This is a genomic window from Geodermatophilus sp. SYSU D00698 (genome assembly GCF_054050335.1).
This window is the reverse complement of sequence record NZ_JBJGZD010000029.1, coordinates 39,347-55,346: the sequence shown is the minus strand read 5'-3', so window position 1 is coordinate 55,346 and position 16,000 is coordinate 39,347. Positions and strand designations below refer to the sequence as shown.

At 75.8% G+C, this 16,000-nt stretch carries 15 protein-coding genes; 7 read left to right on the top strand and 8 right to left on the bottom strand.

Annotation, left to right across the window (positions count from 1 at the left end):
• On the top strand, positions 1–132 hold a 132-nt coding region (locus ACI8AB_RS20495), incomplete at its 5' end, for an integrase core domain-containing protein (protein WP_456951639.1).
• On the opposite strand, the gene ACI8AB_RS20490 is transcribed toward ACI8AB_RS20495, so the two are convergent.
• The 4 genes from ACI8AB_RS20490 to ACI8AB_RS20475 all read right to left on the bottom strand — a co-directional run bounded on the left by ACI8AB_RS20490 (position 129) and on the right by ACI8AB_RS20475 (position 3,984).
• A complete protein-coding gene (locus tag ACI8AB_RS20490; protein WP_456951638.1) occupies positions 129–743 on the bottom strand; it encodes a hypothetical protein in 615 nt (204 codons plus the stop codon). The two genes, ACI8AB_RS20495 and ACI8AB_RS20490, sit on opposite strands and share 4 nt — an antisense overlap.
• 128 nt (positions 744–871) lie before the next feature.
• Positions 872–2,545 (bottom strand): alpha-amylase family protein, encoded by a 1,674-nt coding sequence (locus tag ACI8AB_RS20485; RefSeq protein WP_456951637.1) that lies wholly within the window; start codon positions 2,543–2,545, stop codon positions 872–874.
• A gap of 144 nt (positions 2,546–2,689) precedes the next feature.
• Entirely contained in the window at positions 2,690–3,763 is a 1,074-nt protein-coding gene (locus ACI8AB_RS20480) for a TIGR03885 family FMN-dependent LLM class oxidoreductase (protein WP_456951636.1), read from the bottom strand.
• A complete protein-coding gene (locus ACI8AB_RS20475) occupies positions 3,760–3,984 on the bottom strand; it encodes a hypothetical protein (RefSeq protein WP_456951635.1) in 225 nt (74 codons plus the stop codon). The genes ACI8AB_RS20480 and ACI8AB_RS20475 overlap by 4 nt, the downstream gene beginning before the upstream one ends.
• A 273-nt stretch (positions 3,985–4,257) precedes the next feature.
• On the opposite strand from ACI8AB_RS20475, the gene malQ reads away from it, so the two are divergent.
• Positions 4,258–6,147 carry a 4-alpha-glucanotransferase gene (gene malQ / locus ACI8AB_RS20470; protein ID WP_456951634.1) on the top strand — a complete coding sequence of 630 codons (1,890 nt, stop codon included), beginning with the start codon at positions 4,258–4,260 and terminating at the stop codon, positions 6,145–6,147.
• Positions 6,148–6,217: 70 nt separating this feature from the next.
• Here malQ and ACI8AB_RS20465 read toward each other — a convergent pair whose 3' ends face one another.
• On the bottom strand, positions 6,218–8,755 hold the full coding sequence (locus ACI8AB_RS20465) for an ExeM/NucH family extracellular endonuclease (protein WP_456951633.1): 2,538 nt from the start codon (positions 8,753–8,755) through the stop codon (positions 6,218–6,220).
• 441 nt (positions 8,756–9,196) lie between these two features.
• On the opposite strand from ACI8AB_RS20465, the gene ACI8AB_RS20460 reads away from it, so the two are divergent.
• Together ACI8AB_RS20460 and ACI8AB_RS20455 are read left to right on the top strand one after the other, a co-directional pair.
• Positions 9,197–9,361: a hypothetical protein gene (locus tag ACI8AB_RS20460; protein WP_456951632.1), complete on the top strand. Its 165-nt coding sequence runs from the start codon at positions 9,197–9,199 to the stop codon at positions 9,359–9,361.
• A 70-nt stretch (positions 9,362–9,431) separates the two neighbouring features.
• On the top strand, positions 9,432–9,632 hold the full coding sequence (locus ACI8AB_RS20455) for a hypothetical protein (RefSeq protein WP_387986958.1): 201 nt from the start codon (positions 9,432–9,434) through the stop codon (positions 9,630–9,632).
• Positions 9,633–9,740: 108 nt separating this feature from the next.
• On the opposite strand, the gene ACI8AB_RS20450 is transcribed toward ACI8AB_RS20455, so the two are convergent.
• Positions 9,741–10,985 (bottom strand): MFS transporter, encoded by a 1,245-nt coding sequence (locus ACI8AB_RS20450; protein ID WP_456951631.1) that lies wholly within the window; start codon positions 10,983–10,985, stop codon positions 9,741–9,743.
• Positions 10,986–11,018: 33 nt separating this feature from the next.
• On the opposite strand from ACI8AB_RS20450, the gene ACI8AB_RS20445 reads away from it, so the two are divergent.
• A complete protein-coding gene (locus ACI8AB_RS20445; RefSeq protein WP_456951630.1) occupies positions 11,019–11,432 on the top strand; it encodes a hypothetical protein in 414 nt (137 codons plus the stop codon).
• 62 nt (positions 11,433–11,494) lie between these two features.
• Positions 11,495–12,304 (top strand): DUF998 domain-containing protein, encoded by an 810-nt coding sequence (locus ACI8AB_RS20440; protein WP_456951629.1) that lies wholly within the window; start codon positions 11,495–11,497, stop codon positions 12,302–12,304.
• A gap of 218 nt (positions 12,305–12,522) precedes the next feature.
• Here the strand turns inward: ACI8AB_RS20440 and ACI8AB_RS20435 are convergent, their stop codons facing one another.
• The gene (locus ACI8AB_RS20435; protein WP_456951628.1) at positions 12,523–13,437 is read right to left on the bottom strand and encodes a DMT family transporter; all 915 of its coding nucleotides are present in this window, start codon (positions 13,435–13,437) and stop codon (positions 12,523–12,525) included.
• 100 nt (positions 13,438–13,537) lie between these two features.
• Positions 13,538–14,290 (bottom strand): SDR family oxidoreductase, encoded by a 753-nt coding sequence (locus ACI8AB_RS20430; protein WP_456951627.1) that lies wholly within the window; start codon positions 14,288–14,290, stop codon positions 13,538–13,540.
• A gap of 86 nt (positions 14,291–14,376) precedes the next feature.
• On the opposite strand from ACI8AB_RS20430, the gene ACI8AB_RS20425 reads away from it, so the two are divergent.
• Positions 14,377–15,963, top strand: coding sequence for a helix-turn-helix domain-containing protein (locus ACI8AB_RS20425; RefSeq protein ID WP_456951626.1), 1,587 nt, complete (start codon positions 14,377–14,379; stop codon positions 15,961–15,963).
• Positions 15,964–16,000: the final 37 nt, after the last annotated feature.

Here is a 16,000-nt window from a genome sequence, read left to right as displayed (position 1 = left end):
AGCTCAGACCGGGCCGCGGCCTTGCCCGGCTGGCTGCACACCTACAACCATCACCGCACCCACAGCGCCCTCGGCGGACGGCCACCGATCGGCCGCATCCCCGTCAACGACCTCGCGGGACAGAACAGCTAGCGGGCCGTGTAGGCGGCGAGGAAGAGCACGAACGCGCTGGAGCCGAGCAGCAGGCGGGCCGGGGTCAGCCCGTTGATCAGCCCCGCGGTCGCCTCCACCCAGGCAGGCCGCACCGTGGCCTCCCGGGCGCCGCGGCGGACCAGCCGCACCTCGTCCGCCAGCAGCGCCCCGGCCGCGCCGAGCATCACCAGTCCGACGACGAGGAACACCAGCGCCAGGCGCTCGGCGAACGCCTCGGCCCGCCCACCGAGCAGCAGGACGGCGACCACCCCGGCCAGCAGGCCGAGGACCGCGCCGGCGAGCGGCGCCCACGGGCCCATGCGGGTCAGCGGGTCGCTCCGGCGGGGGCGGACCACCGGCGGCCGGCCGGGCACCGGCCCGGTCGGGGAGGAGCCCGTCTCGCCGCCGCCGGGCACGGGCCCGCCCGTCGCCGGCGCGCCCGTGCCCGGTCCGCCCGGAGGGCCGCCGGGGGCAGGGGCGGCGGTTCCGGGGGACGCCTGGCCGGCGGCGGTCGCCCCGCCCGCGCCCGGGTCGCCGGGCGGGTACTGCACGGGGGCGGTGGCGGGCGCGGTCGGCGGGGCGGGACGTGCGGGGACGGCGGGCTCGGTCATCGCCGGCGACGCTAGGACGCCCCTCCGACAGGTCCGCGCAGGTCGGCCGGGCGCGGCGGGACCCGCCGGTCCCCCCGCGGGGCGCCGCGGCGCGCGACCACGCTGCGTCGCCCCGGGGTGACGGGGCGTCAGAGCAGCCGGCGGCCGTCCTCGGCGACCACGCGCAGCCAGCGGTACCCGTAGCCCTCGAGCGCCAGCTCCGCCGCGCCGTCGTCGCCGAGGGGCGTCGTCCGGGTGACCAGCAGGTCCTCCAGCCGGTGCGAGGCGTCGCAGCCCCCGAGCACCAGCGGCACCACGCGCGGCTCGGGACCGAGGTTGTGGACGGCGACCAGCGTGCCGTCGTCCCACTCGCAGACGTGCGCGAGCACCTCGCGGTGCGGCTGCTCGAGCACCCGGAACGAGCCCCAGCCCAGCTCCGGCGACTCGCGGTAGCGGCGGATGAGCAGCTTCACGAACGACAGCAGCGAGTCCGGGTCGCGGCGCTGGTCGGCGACGTTGACGAACTCCGGGGCGAAGCCGCCGGTGACCACGGGCCCGGGCAGCCGGTCGGCGTCGGCGGTCGAGAACCCGCCGTTGCGCCCGGCGGTCCACTGCATCGGCGTCCGGACGGCGAGCCGGCCCTCGGCGTCGAGGTCCTCGCCCATGCCGATCTCCTCGCCGTAGAAGAGCACCGGCGTGCCGGGCAGCGAGAACAGCAGGCTGTAGACCATGCGCACCCGCCGCGGGTCGCCGTCGAGCATGGGCGGCAGCCGGCGGCGCAGGCCGCGGCCGTAGACCTGCATGCGCTCCTCGGGGCCGAAGGCGGCGAAGACCTCCTTGCGCTCGTCCTCGGACAGCTTGTCCAGGGTGAGCTCGTCGTGGTTGCGCACGAAGGTGGCCCACTGGCTGTCGGGGTCGACGAACGGGCGCTCGACCAGCGCCTTCGTCAGCGGGCCGGCGTCGGCGCGGGCCAGGGACAGGTACATCGCCTGCATGCCGACGAAGTCGAAGAGCATGGTCAGCTCGTCGCCGTCGTCGCCGCCGAAGAAGTCGCGCTGCTGCTCGTGCGGCAGGTTCACCTCGCCCAGCAGCACGCCGCTGCCGGTGCGGCGGCTGAGGAAGGAGCGCAGCGCCCGCAGGTACTCGTGCGGGTCGGGGAAGCGGTCGGCGTCGGCGCCGCCCTCGGTCTCCAGGAAGAAGGGGACGGCGTCGACGCGGAAGCCCGACAGCCCCAGCTGCAGCCAGAAGCCCATGATCTTGGCGACCTCGTCGCGGACCCGCGGGTTGGTCACGTCGAGGTCGGGCTGCTCCTTGTAGAAGCGGTGCAGGTACCACTCCCCCGTCGGCTCGTTGTACGTCCAGACCGAGTCCTCCTGGTCGGGGAAGACGACCTGGTCGGAGGTGTCCGGCGGCTCGTCGTCGCGCCAGACGTAGAAGTCGTGGAACGGGTCGTCCTTGCTGCGCCGGCCCTGCCGGAACCACGGGTGCTCGATGGAGGTGTGGTTGACGACGAGGTCGGCGATCACCCGGATGCCGCGGTCGTTGGCGGTGCGGACGACCTCGACCAGGTCGCCGTGGCTGCCCAGCCGCGGGTCGACGCCGTAGAAGTCGGTGATGTCGTAGCCGTCGTCCCGCTCGGCCGTGGGATAGAAGGGCATCAGCCACAGGCAGGTGACGCCGAGGTCGGCGAGGTGGTCGATGCGCTGGGCCAGGCCCGCGAAGTCACCGGTGCCGTCGTCGTTCCAGTCCAGGTAGGTCTCGACGTCGAGGCAGTAGACGACCGCCGTCTTCCACCACAGGTCGGCCGTGTCGGTGATCTTCATGCCCCGCGACCCTGTCGGCCCCGCGCGCCCCGGGCAACAGGACGGCGGGGTCTCGCTGGACCCGCGCTCCTCCCGGAGTCGATCACCGGCTGCGTGTCCGCGACACGCGCCGACACGCCGACGGGAGCGGCACGGACCCGATCGTCAACGCGCGGGGGGCCGGCCCTCGGGGAGCACGGTGGGCGCCCCGGGCTCGGGCTCCTGCCGCGGACGGCGCGGCCCGCCGGGACCGTCGAGCGCCACCGCCGGCTCGGGCTCGGTGACGCCGAGCTGCGGCAGTACGTGCTCGCCGAACGCGTCGAGGAAGGGCCGCTGCTCCTTGCCCACGTGGTGCAGGTAGATCTCGTCGAAACCGAGCTCGACGTACTCCGCCAGCCAGGCGGCGTGCTGCCCGAGGTCGGAGCTGACCCGCACCGCGCCCTCCACCGCCTCCTGCGGTGTGTACGCGCTGGCCTGCTCGAACGCCTCCGGCCCGTCGAGGTCCCAGCACAGCGGCGGCGGGAAGGTGTTGGTGTACCACTGCTCGTAGGCGGTCTTGCGCGCCTGCTCGGGATCGGGGTCCCAGCACAGGTGCACCTGCAGCACGAGCCGGCCCTGCCCGCCGGCGTCGCGGTAGGCGCCGGTCAGCTCGCGCAGCGTCTCGTGCGGCTGGTTGATGGTGATCATGCCGTCGGCCCAGTCGGCGTGCCGCCGCGCGGTCGGCACGCTCATCACCGGGCCGATGAGCGCCGGCTGCTGCTCCGGCAGCGACCAGATCCTCGCCCGCTCGACGGCCACGAGGCCGCGGTGGGTGACCTCCTCGCCGGCCAGCAGCGCGCGGATGACGTCGACGCACTCGCGCAGCCGGGCGTCGCGCACCCGCTTGGGCGGCCACGGCGTGCCGGTGATGCGCTCGTTCATCACCTGCCCGCTGCCCAGCGCCATCCAGAACCTGCCGGGGAACATCGCCGCCAGCGTGGCCGCACCCTGCGCGATGACCGCCGGGTGGTACCGCTGCCCGGGGGCGTTGACCACGCCGCAGGGCAGGCCGGTGGTGGCGAGCGCGGCGCCGAGCCACGACCAGGCGAACCCGGAGTGCCCCTGGTTGGAGTTCCAGGGCGCGAAGTGGTCCGAGCACATCGCCGCGGTGAAGCCCACCTCCTCCGCGTGCTGGACGGCGGCCAGCAGATCGGCCGGGTGCACCTGCTCGTGCGAGTTGTGGAAGCCGATCACGGTCACCGGTCGTGCCTACCGCAGCCGGGGCCGCCCGGCCAGGTGACGGCCCAGCTCAGCCCGGCAGCCCAGCCCAGCAGCCCGGTCAGCAGCCCGGTCATCGCACCGGGGCCCCACCACGTCGTCCAGTCGGCGACCCGGCCGTCGTCGGCCACCAGCGGCGCCACCAGCTCGCGCACCTCGGCCGACCACTCCGCCGTCCCCCCGTCGGGCAGGACGGCGTCCACCCACACCGCCCGGCGGGCCCCGGCGGCCGAGGGCCGGCCGGCCGCCGGGGTCCTGCACCAGCCCCCGGAGGTCGGGGACGGCGACCCTGGCACCGCGGGCGCGCAGCTCCGCGGCGAGCGGGCCGAGCACCGCGGGGCCGAGCAGTGGTGGGTGCACGAGCTGTCAGTCCACGGGCCCGGCCTGCCGCACGCGGTGGGAGCGGTGAGCGGGGTAACCGGCACCACTGCGTCCCCTGCGCTGCGATCACCCCCGCGCGCCCGGAGGATCGGGGGGTGACACGCACCCCCGACACCGACCGGTGGGGCATCGACGCCACCTGGCTCGACGCCCTCGACGAGGAACACGAGGTCGCCCAGGCCACCATCGACCGCCTGCGGGAGGTGATCGGCGAGCCGCCGGAGGACCTCGAGCACCGGGCGCCCATCGTCGCCCGCCCCGGCGACGTCCTGGAGGTCGACGAGGCCGAGGTGACCCTCGAGGACGGGTCCACCCGGCACGTCGACGGCGAGCTGCCCGCCGACTTCCCGCTCGGCTACCACTGGCTGCAGGCGCCCGGCGGCCCGCGGCGCCGGCTGATCGTGTCCCCCGGCCGGTGCTGGCTGCCCGAGGACCGCGCGTGGGGCTGGGCGGTGCAGCTCTACGCCACCCGCAGCCGCGGCAGCTGGGGCATCGGCGACCTCGCCGACCTGCGCGCCGTCCGCGAGATGGCCGCCGGCCAGGGCGCGGGCTTCGTGCTGATCAACCCGCTGCACGCCGTCGCGCCGACGCCGCAGCAGGAGGCCAGCCCCTACCTGCCGGCCACCCGCCGCTTCCGCAACCCCGTGTACCTCCGCGTCGAGGAGGTGCCCGGCGCCGACCGCGTCGACCTCGACGGCGACGCCGGCCGCGCCCTGTCCGAGGGCGACCTGATCGACCGCGACGCGATCTGGGCCCGCAAGCGCGAGGCGCTGCGCCGGGTGTTCGACGCCACCGGCCGCGACGACCCCGCCTTCCCCGACTGGTGGTGGCACCAGGGGCAGAAGCTGCAGGACTGGGCCACCTGGTGCGCCCTGGCCGACGTCCACGGCCCCGACTGGCACACCTGGCCCGAGGAGCTGCGCGACCCGCGCAGCGGCGCCGTCGGCTCCTTCGCGGCCGAGCACGAACGCGACGTCGCCTTCCACGCCTGGCTGCAGTGGTGCCTGTCGCTGCAGCTCGAGCGCGCCACGGAGGGCATGACGGTCATCCAGGACCTGCCCATCGGCGTGGCCGGCGGCGGCGCCGACGCCTGGACCTGGCAGGGGGTGCTCGCGCAGGGCGCGACCGTCGGGGCGCCGCCGGACGAGTTCAACGCGCAGGGCCAGGACTGGGGCTCCCCGCCGCTGGTGCCGTGGCGGCTGCAGGAGTGGGACTACGAGCCGTTCGTCGAGTCCATCCGCGCGACGATGGCCGGCGCCGGCGGCCTGCGCATCGACCACGTGATGGGCCTGTTCCGGCTGTGGTGGGTGCCCTCGGGCGGCAGCGCGGCCGACGGCGCCTACGTCCGCTACCCCGCCGAGGACCTGCTGGACATCGTGGCACTGGAGAGCCACCGGGCGCGGGCCGTCGTCGTCGGCGAGGACCTCGGCACGGTCGAGGACGGCGTCCGGGAGGCCATGGCCGAGCACGGCATCCTCAGCTACCGGCTGCTGTGGTTCGAGGACGACGACCCCGCCGAGTGGCCCGAGGAGGCCATGGCCGCGATCACCACCCACGACCTGCCCACCGTGGCGGGACTCTGGACCGGGGCCGACGTCGAGGAGCAGCGCGAGCACGGCACCGGCAGCGACGAGGAGCTCGAGCGCGGCCGGCGGTCGCTGCTGGAGCGGCTGCCGGGGCTGCGGAGGAACGCGAAGCCGGAGACGGCGGTCGGGCGGGCGCACGAGCTGCTCGGGCGGGCGCCGTCGCTGCTGCTGTCGGCCACCCTCGACGACGCGCTCGCCGTCCGCCGCCGGCCCAACATGCCCGGCACCACCGACCGGCCCAACTGGTCGCTGCCGCTGCCGGTGCCCGTCGAGGAGCTCGCGGGGCACCCGCTGCTGCAGGAGGTCGCGCAGACCCTCGCGGCGGGCGTGCTCGCGACGACCGACCCCGAGGAGGACGCGATCGGCGAGCAGGCCGGCGGGGAGGCCCGCCGGGACTGACCGGCCCGCGGGACGGGTCCGGCGCGGCACCCGCTCGGGGTGCCGCGCCGGACGCGTTCTCAGCCGCGGATCAGGACTCGCGGCCGTCCTGCTCGCTGCTGCCGGTGCCACGGCCCTGGGTCAGGACGTCGCCCCCGCCGGGACCACCGACGAGCGTGTCGTCGCCGTTCCCGCCGGCGAGCGTGTCGAGGCCGAACCCGCCGAGCAGCACGTCGGCACCGTTCTCCCCGGAGAGCGTGTCGTCGCCGGCGCCGCCGCAGACGACGTCGTCGCCGTTGCCGCCGCTGATGGTGTCCTCGCCGCCGAGGCCCATGATCACGTCGACGCCGTTGGTGCCGCGCAGGACGTCGTCCCCGTCAGTGCCGCGGATAGTCGGGACGAGGCCGTTGCAGCGCTCGTCCAGGTCGATCCCGACCAGCAGCGGGTCGTGGTCGCTCGAGCGGAACGGGTCCGCCGCGTAGAGCGCCTCGTCGCCCGTGTACTGGTAGGCGGAGGACTCGACCGAGTTGGTGTTCCAGTGCACGGCGCCCCTCACCTTCGCGGTCAGGGACGCGGTGGCGAGGGCGTGGTCGAGCGAACCGGACAGGTCGTCGAAGACGTAGCTGTACCGGTCCGCGTCGAACCGCGACCCGAGGTCGGTCAGCCCGGCGGCCTCGAGGGCCACGATCGGGTCCTCCTGCGTGTAGGCGTTGTAGTCGCCGAGGGAGACGACGTCGGGGTCGCGCTCCCGCAACTCGTCGATGAACGCGGCGAGCGACTCGGCCTGGCGGACCCGGTCGCCGTTCCAGGCGCCTTGGCCGTCCCCGGTGTCGGCGTTGTCACCCGTGGCCGAGTCACCCGAGCCCTTGGACTTGAAGTGGTTGGCCACAACGGTGAAGGCGTCGCCGTCCTTGACGAAGGTCTGCGCCTGCGGCTCGCGGGCGTTGTCCCAGACCTCCTCGTCGACCAGACCGACGGGCGCACCGACCGGCTGGACGACGCCGACCTGGTAGATGATCGCGCTGCGGATGACGTCGCGGTCGATGTCGTAGAGCTCGTCGGGCAGCGGGACGTGGGCCCACTTCTCGTACCCAGCGGCCGTGTTGAGGCGGGTGACCAGGTCGGAGAGCGCGGCGTCCGCGTTGCCGGGGTCGCGGCCGGTGGAGTCGGTGTCCTCGATCTCCATCAGCGTCACGACATCGGCACCGAGGGCGTTGATCGCCGGGACGATCTTGCCGGCCTGCTGCTCGAACTCACGCTGACTCGTGGCCCCCCGGGCGTTGGGGCCGCTGAGCGTCAGGAAGTAGTTCAGGACGTTGAACGCGCCGACCCGCACGTCGCCGGGGACGGCGTCCGGCGTGGCCGGGCGGGTGTTCTGACCCGCGAAGACACCGGCGGCGGTGCCGTCGGCCGGCTGCAGCCGCCAGGCGTTGAAGCCGTGGCCGAGGACCAGCGGCTCGGTGAAGGTGAGCTCGTCGCCCACGCGGACCGGGGTCTGCGGCGTCAGGTACGGCCGGGTGGTGACGCTCACCCGGGCGCTGACGCCGTCGTCGAGGACGATGCCGCGCATCGCGTTCTCGGCGGCGATGGTCTCCGCCTCGGCGCCGGGGCGGGCGAGCTCGGTGGGCTGCACGAGCAGGCCGCCCTCGGAGAGGGTCAGCTCACCGAAGCTCGTGAGGTCGAAGACCTCGCTGACGGTCAGCGTGTCGACCGGCTCCACGAGCATGCCCTCGAGCCGCTCGCGGGTGACGTCGTCGGCAGGCAGGTCGAGCGGGGCGGCCGCCGGCAGGTCCGCCGCGGTGCCGTCGGCGCAGACCGCGACGTCGGTGCGCGCGGTGATCTGCGTCTGGCCGCCGTACTCGCTCACGGCACCCCGCACGGCGACGGTGTCCCCCAGGTCGACCGCGGCGCCCGGGCTGTACACGAACACGCCGTCCGAGGTGGCGGCGTCCCCGTCACCGTCGGCGTCCTGCAGGTAGAAGCCGTCGAGGCCGGGCAGGTCGCCGACGACGACGCCCCGCACCGTGACGGTCCGGCCGTTCAGCGGCGTGGCGGCACCGGTGCCCTGGACGGCGCCGATCTCCTGGGTGGCTGCGACGTCGCAGGAGAACGACGGCGCCGGAGGCGTCGTGCCGCTGCCGTTGACCGCACCCTTCGTGGCGGGTCCCGGCCCGCTCCACGCGGAGACGCCGGCCGCGTCGATCGTGCGGGACAAGGAGTGGCCGACGGGCGTGCTGTTGGTCTCGCTTACCCCGATGTCCGTGCTGGTCCGGTCGTCGGCCGCACCACCCACGGCCGTCATGGTGCCCTCGTACGACAGGAACTCGAGGACCTCGGCCCCGCGAACGAGGGCGATGCCGTCGGGTGCACCGTTCTGCAGGCCGTCGGTCGGGTAGTCCACATACGACACGGAGGCGCCGTTCGCCGGAGCAGGGACCGCGATGGTCCCGTAGACGGCCCCTCCGTTTCCGTTGTAGAGGACCAGCGACAGGCCGACCGCATCGGTCCCCGGCGGGAACTGGACCTCGATGAACTCGCCGACGTCGGAAGAGCCGGCGTTGTCGTAGTGGATCTCGGAGATGAAGGGGGCGGTCGGCGCGGCCGCGGAGGCGGCGGCCGGGAGACCCACGACGGCGACGGTCACGGCAGCGGCGCCGAGTGCCGCCCGGCGCGCGAGCAGGCGCCGGGAGCCGGTTGATGAGAGCACGGAGGACCCTTCGGGCAGGTGCCAGGACGTGAGCGACGCTAAGCAGTCGCCGTGCACACTCCAACAACGATCAGTGACGGTTAGGTGACTCCCCGCATGGACTGTGACCGAGATCACCGCCCTGTCCGCGTGTCCCCGAGTCGACACGCCGACACGGCGACACGGCGCCCGCAGCCCGCCGTCCGAACGCGTGTTCGACCAGCGTGTCAGACTGCCGGGGTGGCAGGCGGGATGCAGCGGGGCAGGTCGCGGCCGTCGCTCGGCGAGCGCGCCGCGGACTCCGGCGTCGCGCCGGCCCCGCCCCCGGGGGCACCGCCGCCCCGGCCGCCTGCGAGGGAGCCGGCGGCGGGCCGGCACTGCTGGGTGCTGACCCCGCCCGGTGCGGACGGGACCGTCCCCGGCCTGCTGGTGGAGTGGCGCCAGTCCGCCGGCGGCTGGCAGGGCCGGGTCGCCTACGCCGTCCCCGGGACGCACGGCCCGGTGCTCGTCGAGGCCTGGTTGCCGGCGGGGTCGCTCGAGCAGCGCTAGGGGTTTCCCGCCCCCTTCGACGGCTATGGCCTCCGGGACCGATCGACGACGACGCAGCGGAGGCACTGCGATGACCGAACCCGACCGCCCGACCCTCGACGACGTCATGGACACCGAGGAGTCGGCGCCGCGCGACCGTCAGCAGCACGGCAAGACCGACCCGCGACCCGACGACGACTGGCTGCAGCACCGCACCGAGCAGGAGCGGCAGGCCGTCGGCTCCGACGACGCCGACCCGGCCGGCGCGGAGTTCCACTCCGCCACCGACTGAGGGAGGACCCTCCTGCTCCCGACCCCTCGCTCCGCTCGCGCGGGTCCCTGCAGGAGGGCCGCACAGCCCGTCACCTCCCGGGGGCGGGTGCCGGACGGCACCCGCCCCTCAGCCCCGGCCCGGCGCGCTGCTGCGCCCGAGCAGCAGGGCCAGCACCAGGGCCCCGCCGATGCCGGTGCCCGCGACCACCACCGCGCCCGACCACCCCGCCGCCGCCCAGGCCCGGCCGGCCAGCGTGCCGCCCACCGACGAGCCGACGTAGTACCAGAACGAGTACAGCGAGGCGGCCTGGCCGACCGGCCGCTCCCCCAGCGCCGCCCGCGCGGCCACCCAGCCGCTGGCCACGCCGTGCGCGGCGAAGAAGCCGACCGTCAGCACCGCCAGTCCCGTGACGAACAGCGCCAGCGGCGCGGCCGGGGTCAGCGCGAGGCCCGCCGCGGTCACCGCCAGCGCCACCGGGACCACCACCCGCCGCCCGGCCCGCTCGGCCAGGCCCCCGGCGACCGGTGAGGCCACCGATCCCAGCAGGTAGGTCAGGAACACCAGCCCGGCCAGCGCGGGCGACAGCCCGTACGGCTCGGCCTCCAGCCGGAACGTGCCCGCGTTGTAGACCGCCACGAACCCGCCCATCAGCAGCGCCGCCAGCCCGTAGAGACCGAGCAGCACCGGGTCGCCGAAGCCGCGCGCGAGCTGGTGCAGCACCGGCGTCTCCCGCGGCACCGCGACGAACCGGCGCGAGGCGGGCAGGAGCACCCAGACGGCGACCGTGCACGCCACCGCGAGCCCGGCGATGCCGCCGACCGCCGCCCGCCAGCCGCCGAGGTCGGCCAGCGCCCCGGCGACCACCCGGCCGCTGAGCCCGCCGATCGCCGTGCCGCCGACGAACAGCCCGATCGCCCGCGAGCTCACCGACGCATCCAGCTCCTCGCGCAGGTAGGCGACGCCGACGGCGGGCAGCCCGGCCAGCGCGAACCCCTGCAGGCCGCGCAGGACGAGCAGCGCCTCCCACGCCGGCGCCGCCGCGGTCAGCACCGCCAGCCCGCTCGCCACCGCCAGTGCCGCCCGCAGCACCGGTCGGCGGCCGATCCGGTCCGACAGCGGGCCGAGCACGAGCAGCCCCAGCGCCAGCCCCGCCGTCGCCACCGAGACCGACAGCGTGGCCGCGGCCGGCGACACGGTGAAGGCGCGGGTCAGCTCGGGCAGCAGCGCCTGCGGGGCGTACAGGACGGCGAACACGGCGACGCCGGCGAGGAACACCGCTCCCGACGCGCGGCGCAGGCCCGCGTCGCCGGCCCGGTGCCCCGGCGGCAGCGGCTCCTCCCCGCCCGGCACGGCGGCGGGCGGGGGCGGCACGCGCCCATCGTGCCCGGCTGCTGGGATGGGCCCGTGCCCCGCCTCCGGCCCGCCGACGTCGCCTGCTGGGTGGTCAAGACGGCCCGGCCGCCCGAGGCGGTCGTCCCCGGCTGGCGCCCCGGGGAGCAGGCGACGTTCTCCCGCTGCCTGCGCCGCTCCTACCGGCTCGGGCTCATGCGCCCCGGCGACCCGTGCCTGCTGTGGCTGAGCGGCCCCGACCGCCCGGGCGTGCACGCGACCGGGGAGCTCGCCGGGGAGGTCGGCGAGGACGCGGGCGGGCCGGCCGTCGTCGTCCGGCTCACCCTGCTCGCGGCCCCGGTGCCGCGCGGCGACCTGCTGGGCGACCCCGTCGCCCGCGACGCCGAGGTGCTCCGCATGCCCGCCGGCAGCAACCCCTCCTACCTGACGCCCGCGCAGCACGCCGCCGTCCTCGCCCACCTCGGCTGACCCGCCGCCCGCGCGCGCGGGCGGCAGGGGCGGGCACGGGACCGGCTGGGACCATGGGCCGCATGCCCGGCAAGCGGATCACCTGGGGTGCGGTCGCCTGGCTGCTGACCCTGCAGTTCTTCGTCGTCGAGACGGTCGTGCAGCTGCGGTCGGTGCTGCCGTACTCGCGCTCGGCCGACACCATCAGCGCCCTCGGCGACGCCACCCAGCCGGCGCACGCCCTGATGAACGCCTCGTTCGTGGTGCAGGCCGGGCTGATCGGCGCCGGGGCGGTGGCGCTGCTGCCGGTGCTGCGCGGGCGGGCGGCGCGCCCGGCGGTGGCGCTGCTCGGCGTCGCCGCGCTCGGGGTGCTGCTGGTCGGCGTCTTCCCGCGGCTGACCTCGCCGAGCCTGCACACCGCCGGCACGGTGCTGTACCTGGTCGGCGGCGGCCTCGGGCTCATCGCGCTGGCCTACGCCGTGCGGCCGTGGTCGGAGGCGCTGGGCACCACCGTGGTCCTGCTCGGCCTGTTCGCCACCGCGATGACGGTCTTCTACGGCGCCGGGGTGGTCGAGCTGCTCGGCGAGGGCGGCACCGAGCGCGCCGCGGCGTACGTGCTGCCCGTCGGGCTCGCGCTGGCCGGCGCGGGGCTGTGGTGGCTCAGCCGGACCCGCGCGGAGCCCGACACCGGCCGCCCGACCCGGCGGCAGCTGCGGGCGCAGGAGCGCGAGCGGGAGCGGCTGGAGCGGGCGCGGCGCGCCGCCGAGCGGGACGACGCGCTCGAGGCCGCCGCCCGCCGCGCCGATGCGACCCGGGGGACCCCGGCCGACGCCGACGACGACCTGGACCCCGACGACCCGTGGGCCGGCCCCCGCCGGCGCCGGGAGCGCTGACCCGCTCGCGGGCGTCCCGGGGTGCGGCCACGATGGGCTCGTGACCGCCGAGGAGGTGGGCCCCGAGCACCGCGCCGACCTGGTGGCGCGCACGCGGGCCACGGGCCTCGAGCCGTGGGCGCCCGGCGAGCACGGGCACCGGGTGCGGCTGATCCCCACGGCGGTCACCGGCCGGCGGATCGTGCCCGGGGAGCTGCCGCCCGCGGTGGACCCCGCGCCTACCTCTGAGCGGCCGCCTCCAGCACCGGCTCCGGCTGCCGCACCGGGCCGCGGCGCCGGGACAGCGCCACTCCCGCCAGGCACACCGCACCCCCGGCGACGGCGAGCGCCGGCGGCACCTCGTCCAGCAGCGCCCACCCGAGGACGACGACCAGCGGCGGCACCAGGTAGGTCGTGACGCCGAGCCGGCCGGCCTCCGTGCGGGCCAGCGCGTAGGCCCAGGTGCTGAACGCCAGCGCCGTCGGGACGACGCCCAGGTAGACCGCCCCCAGCACCGAGGACGCCGGCGCGGCGGCCAGGTCGGACACCAGCGCCCCGGCCCACGGCAGGCAGCACGCCGCCCCGATCGCGCAGGCGGTCGCGGTCACCTGCAGCGGCGGCAGCCGGCGCAGCACCGGCTTCTGCGCCACCACGCCGACGGCGTAGGTCACCGCCGCGACCAGGCACAGCAGCACCCCGACCAGGTCGCCGCCGCTCCCCCGGCCGGCCACCCCGATGAGCAGCACCCCGGCGAAGGCGACGGCGAGGCCGGCGACCAGCCGGCGCGGGAAGCCCTCGTGCAGCCACACCCCGGCGAGCACCGCGATCAGGATCGGGCCGATGTTGACCAGCATCGCCGTCGTCCCGGCGTCCAGGTGCCGCTCGGCGGCGTTGAGGGCGACGTTGTAGACGGCGAACCAGCCGACCCCGCAGACCGCCAGCAGCCCCCACTCGCGGCGGGTGGGGGCGACCCAGCCGCGGCCGAGCGACAGCAGCGCGAGCACCGCCGTCCCGACCAGCAGCCGCCCCAGCGCCAGCGCGCCCGGGGACAGGTCGACGCCGACGGCGCGGATGCCGATGAAGGCCGAGGCCCACGCGAGGACGGTGACGGCGACGGCGGCGAGGACGGGCAGGGACACCGGGCGGGCGGGCACCAGCCGACCGTAGGGGCCGCGCGTGCCCGCACACCGGCGGTTTCCGGACCTCGCCCTCGACCTGGCGCTCCCCTTGCGGAGATCGGCAGGGACGGCGCGCTCAGCTCCGGAGGTGCTCGGCGTAGGTGACCCGCCCGCGCGCCGCCTGCGGGCCGGGGAGCACGCCGCCCTCGCGGAAGGCGGCCGACAGCCGGCCCGGCAGCGGGGTGGCCACCACCCGCACCGAGGGCTCGCGGGCCGCCACCCACGCGTGGGCGAGGTCGGCGGCCGAGAGGTCCTCGGGCCCGCCGAACTCGACGACCTCCCCGCCGGACGGGGCCCCGGCGACGACCTCGGTGAGGAACCCGGCCGCCTCCCCGACGTCGACCGGCGCGGCGCTCCAGCCCATCGGCACGATCAGCACCGGCCCGCGGCGGGCGGTGCCGAGCATGTCGTCGACGAAGTCGTGCCACTGGGTGATCCGCACGATGGTCACCGGCAGTCCCGAGGCCAGGGCCACCTGCTCGGCGGCGAACTTGGCCCGGTAGTAGTTCCACGGCACCCGGTCGACGCCGACGATCGAGACGTGCACCAGGTGCCGCAGCCGGTCGCGGTCCAGCGCCTGCACCAGCCGCCGGGTGCCGGCGACGTCGACCTGCCACGGGTTGCCCCGCGGGTCGGTGGCGGCGTGCACGAGCACCTCGGCGCCGCGCACCGCCGTCGCGAGGTCCCGGCCGGTGGCCAGGTCGGCCCGCACCCCTCCCGGGCCGGTCCCCCGCCTCGACACCTGCCGCACCTGGTGCCCCGCCGCCTGCAGCGACGGGACCAGGACCCGGCCCAGCCTCCCCGTACCTCCGGTGACCACGACGTCCATGGGTGCAGTCTGGCCGGACCGGTCCTTCCCGTTCCACCGGCGTGCCGCAGCAGTCGTATCTCACGTGCGAGATACCGTTCCCGACCGTGACGGCGACCGAGCTCCCGGCCGAGACCACGACCACCCCCCTCTCCCCCGCCCCCTCCTCCGCGGCCAGCGCCATGCAGCGCATCGGCCTGCTGGTCCGCGACGCCCGTCGGCACCGCGGGCTGACCCAGCAGCAACTCGCCGAGCGGCTGGGCACCAGCCAGAGCGCGATCGCCCGGATCGAGCAGGGCGGGCAGAACCTCACCCTCGACCTGCTCGGCCGGCTCTCCGAGGCGCTCGAGAGCGAGTTGATCAGCGTCGGCCCGGCCGGCCCCACCCACCTGCGGGTCACCGGCGGCACGCCGCTGCGCGGCAGCGTGACGGTGAAGTCGTCGAAGAACGCCGCCGTCGCGCTGCTGTGCGCCGCCCTGCTCAACCGCGGCCGGACGACGCTGCGCAACGTGGCCCGCATCGTCGAGGTGGACCGGATCCTCGACGTGCTGCGCTCGATCGGCGTGGCGGCCACCTGGGACGGGACCGGCCGCGACCTGACCCTGCAGGTCCCCGACCAGCTCGACCTGGCCGGCATCGACGCCGACGCCGCCCGCCGGACGCGCAGCATCATCATGTTCCTCGGCCCGCTGCTGCACCGGGCCCGCTCGTTCCGGCTGCCCTACGCCGGCGGCTGCGACCTCGGCACCCGCACCGTCGAGCCGCACATGATCGCGCTGCGCCCGTTCGGCCTGGACGTCGAGGCGCACGCCGGTGAGTACCACGCCACCGTCGACCCGCGGGCCACCGCGCGGCGCACCATCGTGCTGACCGAGCGCGGCGACACCGTGACCGAGAACGCGCTGCTGGCCGCCGCCCGCACCGAGGGCACCACGGTCATCCGCAACGCCAGCTCGAACTACATGGTCCAGGACCTGTGCCTGTACCTGCAGCTGCTCGGCGTCGACGTCGAGGGCCTCGGGACGACGACGCTCACCGTGACCGGCCGGGCGGTGCTCGACGCCGACGTCGACTACACGATCAGCGAGGACCCGGTCGAGGCGATGAGCCTGCTGACCGCCGGCATCGTCACCGGGTCCGAGCTGACCGTCCGCCGCGCGCCCATCGAGTTCCTCGAGATCGAGCTGGCGGTGCTGGCCGAGATGGGGCTGCGCTACGAGCTGTCGCCGGAGTACCTGGCCGACAACGGGCACACCCGGCTGGCCGACGTCACCATCCGCCCGTCGCAGCTCAAGGCCCCGATCGACAAGATCCACCCGATGCCGTTCCCGGGCCTGAACATCGACAACCTGCCGTTCTTCGCGGTCATCGCCGCCTCGGCCACCGGCTCGACGCTCATCCACGACTGGGTCTACGACAACCGCGCGATCCACCTGTCGGACCTGACCCGGCTGGGCGCCGACGTCCGGCTCATGGACCCGCACCGGGTGCTCGTCACCGGCCCGACCCGCTGGCGCAGCGCCGAGGTCGTCTGCCCGCCGGCGCTGCGGCCCGCGGTCTGCATCCTGCTGGCGATGCTGGCCGCGCGCGGCACGTCGGTGCTGCGCAACGTCGACATCATCGCCCGCGGCTACGAGCACCTCTACGAGCGCCTGGTCGAGATGGGCGCCTCCATCGAGGTCTTCTCCGACTGAACGCGGCACCGGGAGCCGTCCGCACGTGTCGACGACC

Excerpts from the sequence above, each read along its gene's own strand:
- ACI8AB_RS20490 (WP_456951638.1), bottom strand. The coding sequence starts at position 743 with ATGACCGAGCCCGCCGTCCCCGCACGTCCCGCCCCGCCGACCGCGCCC.
- ACI8AB_RS20485 (WP_456951637.1), bottom strand. The coding sequence starts at position 2,545 with ATGAAGATCACCGACACGGCCGACCTGTGGTGGAAGACGGCGGTCGTC.
- ACI8AB_RS20455 (WP_387986958.1), top strand. The coding sequence starts at position 9,432 with ATGACCGAACCCGACCGCCCGACCCTCGACGACGTCATGGACACCGAG.
- ACI8AB_RS20440 (WP_456951629.1), top strand. The coding sequence starts at position 11,495 with ATGCCCGGCAAGCGGATCACCTGGGGTGCGGTCGCCTGGCTGCTGACC.
- ACI8AB_RS20430 (WP_456951627.1), bottom strand. The coding sequence starts at position 14,290 with ATGGACGTCGTGGTCACCGGAGGTACGGGGAGGCTGGGCCGGGTCCTG.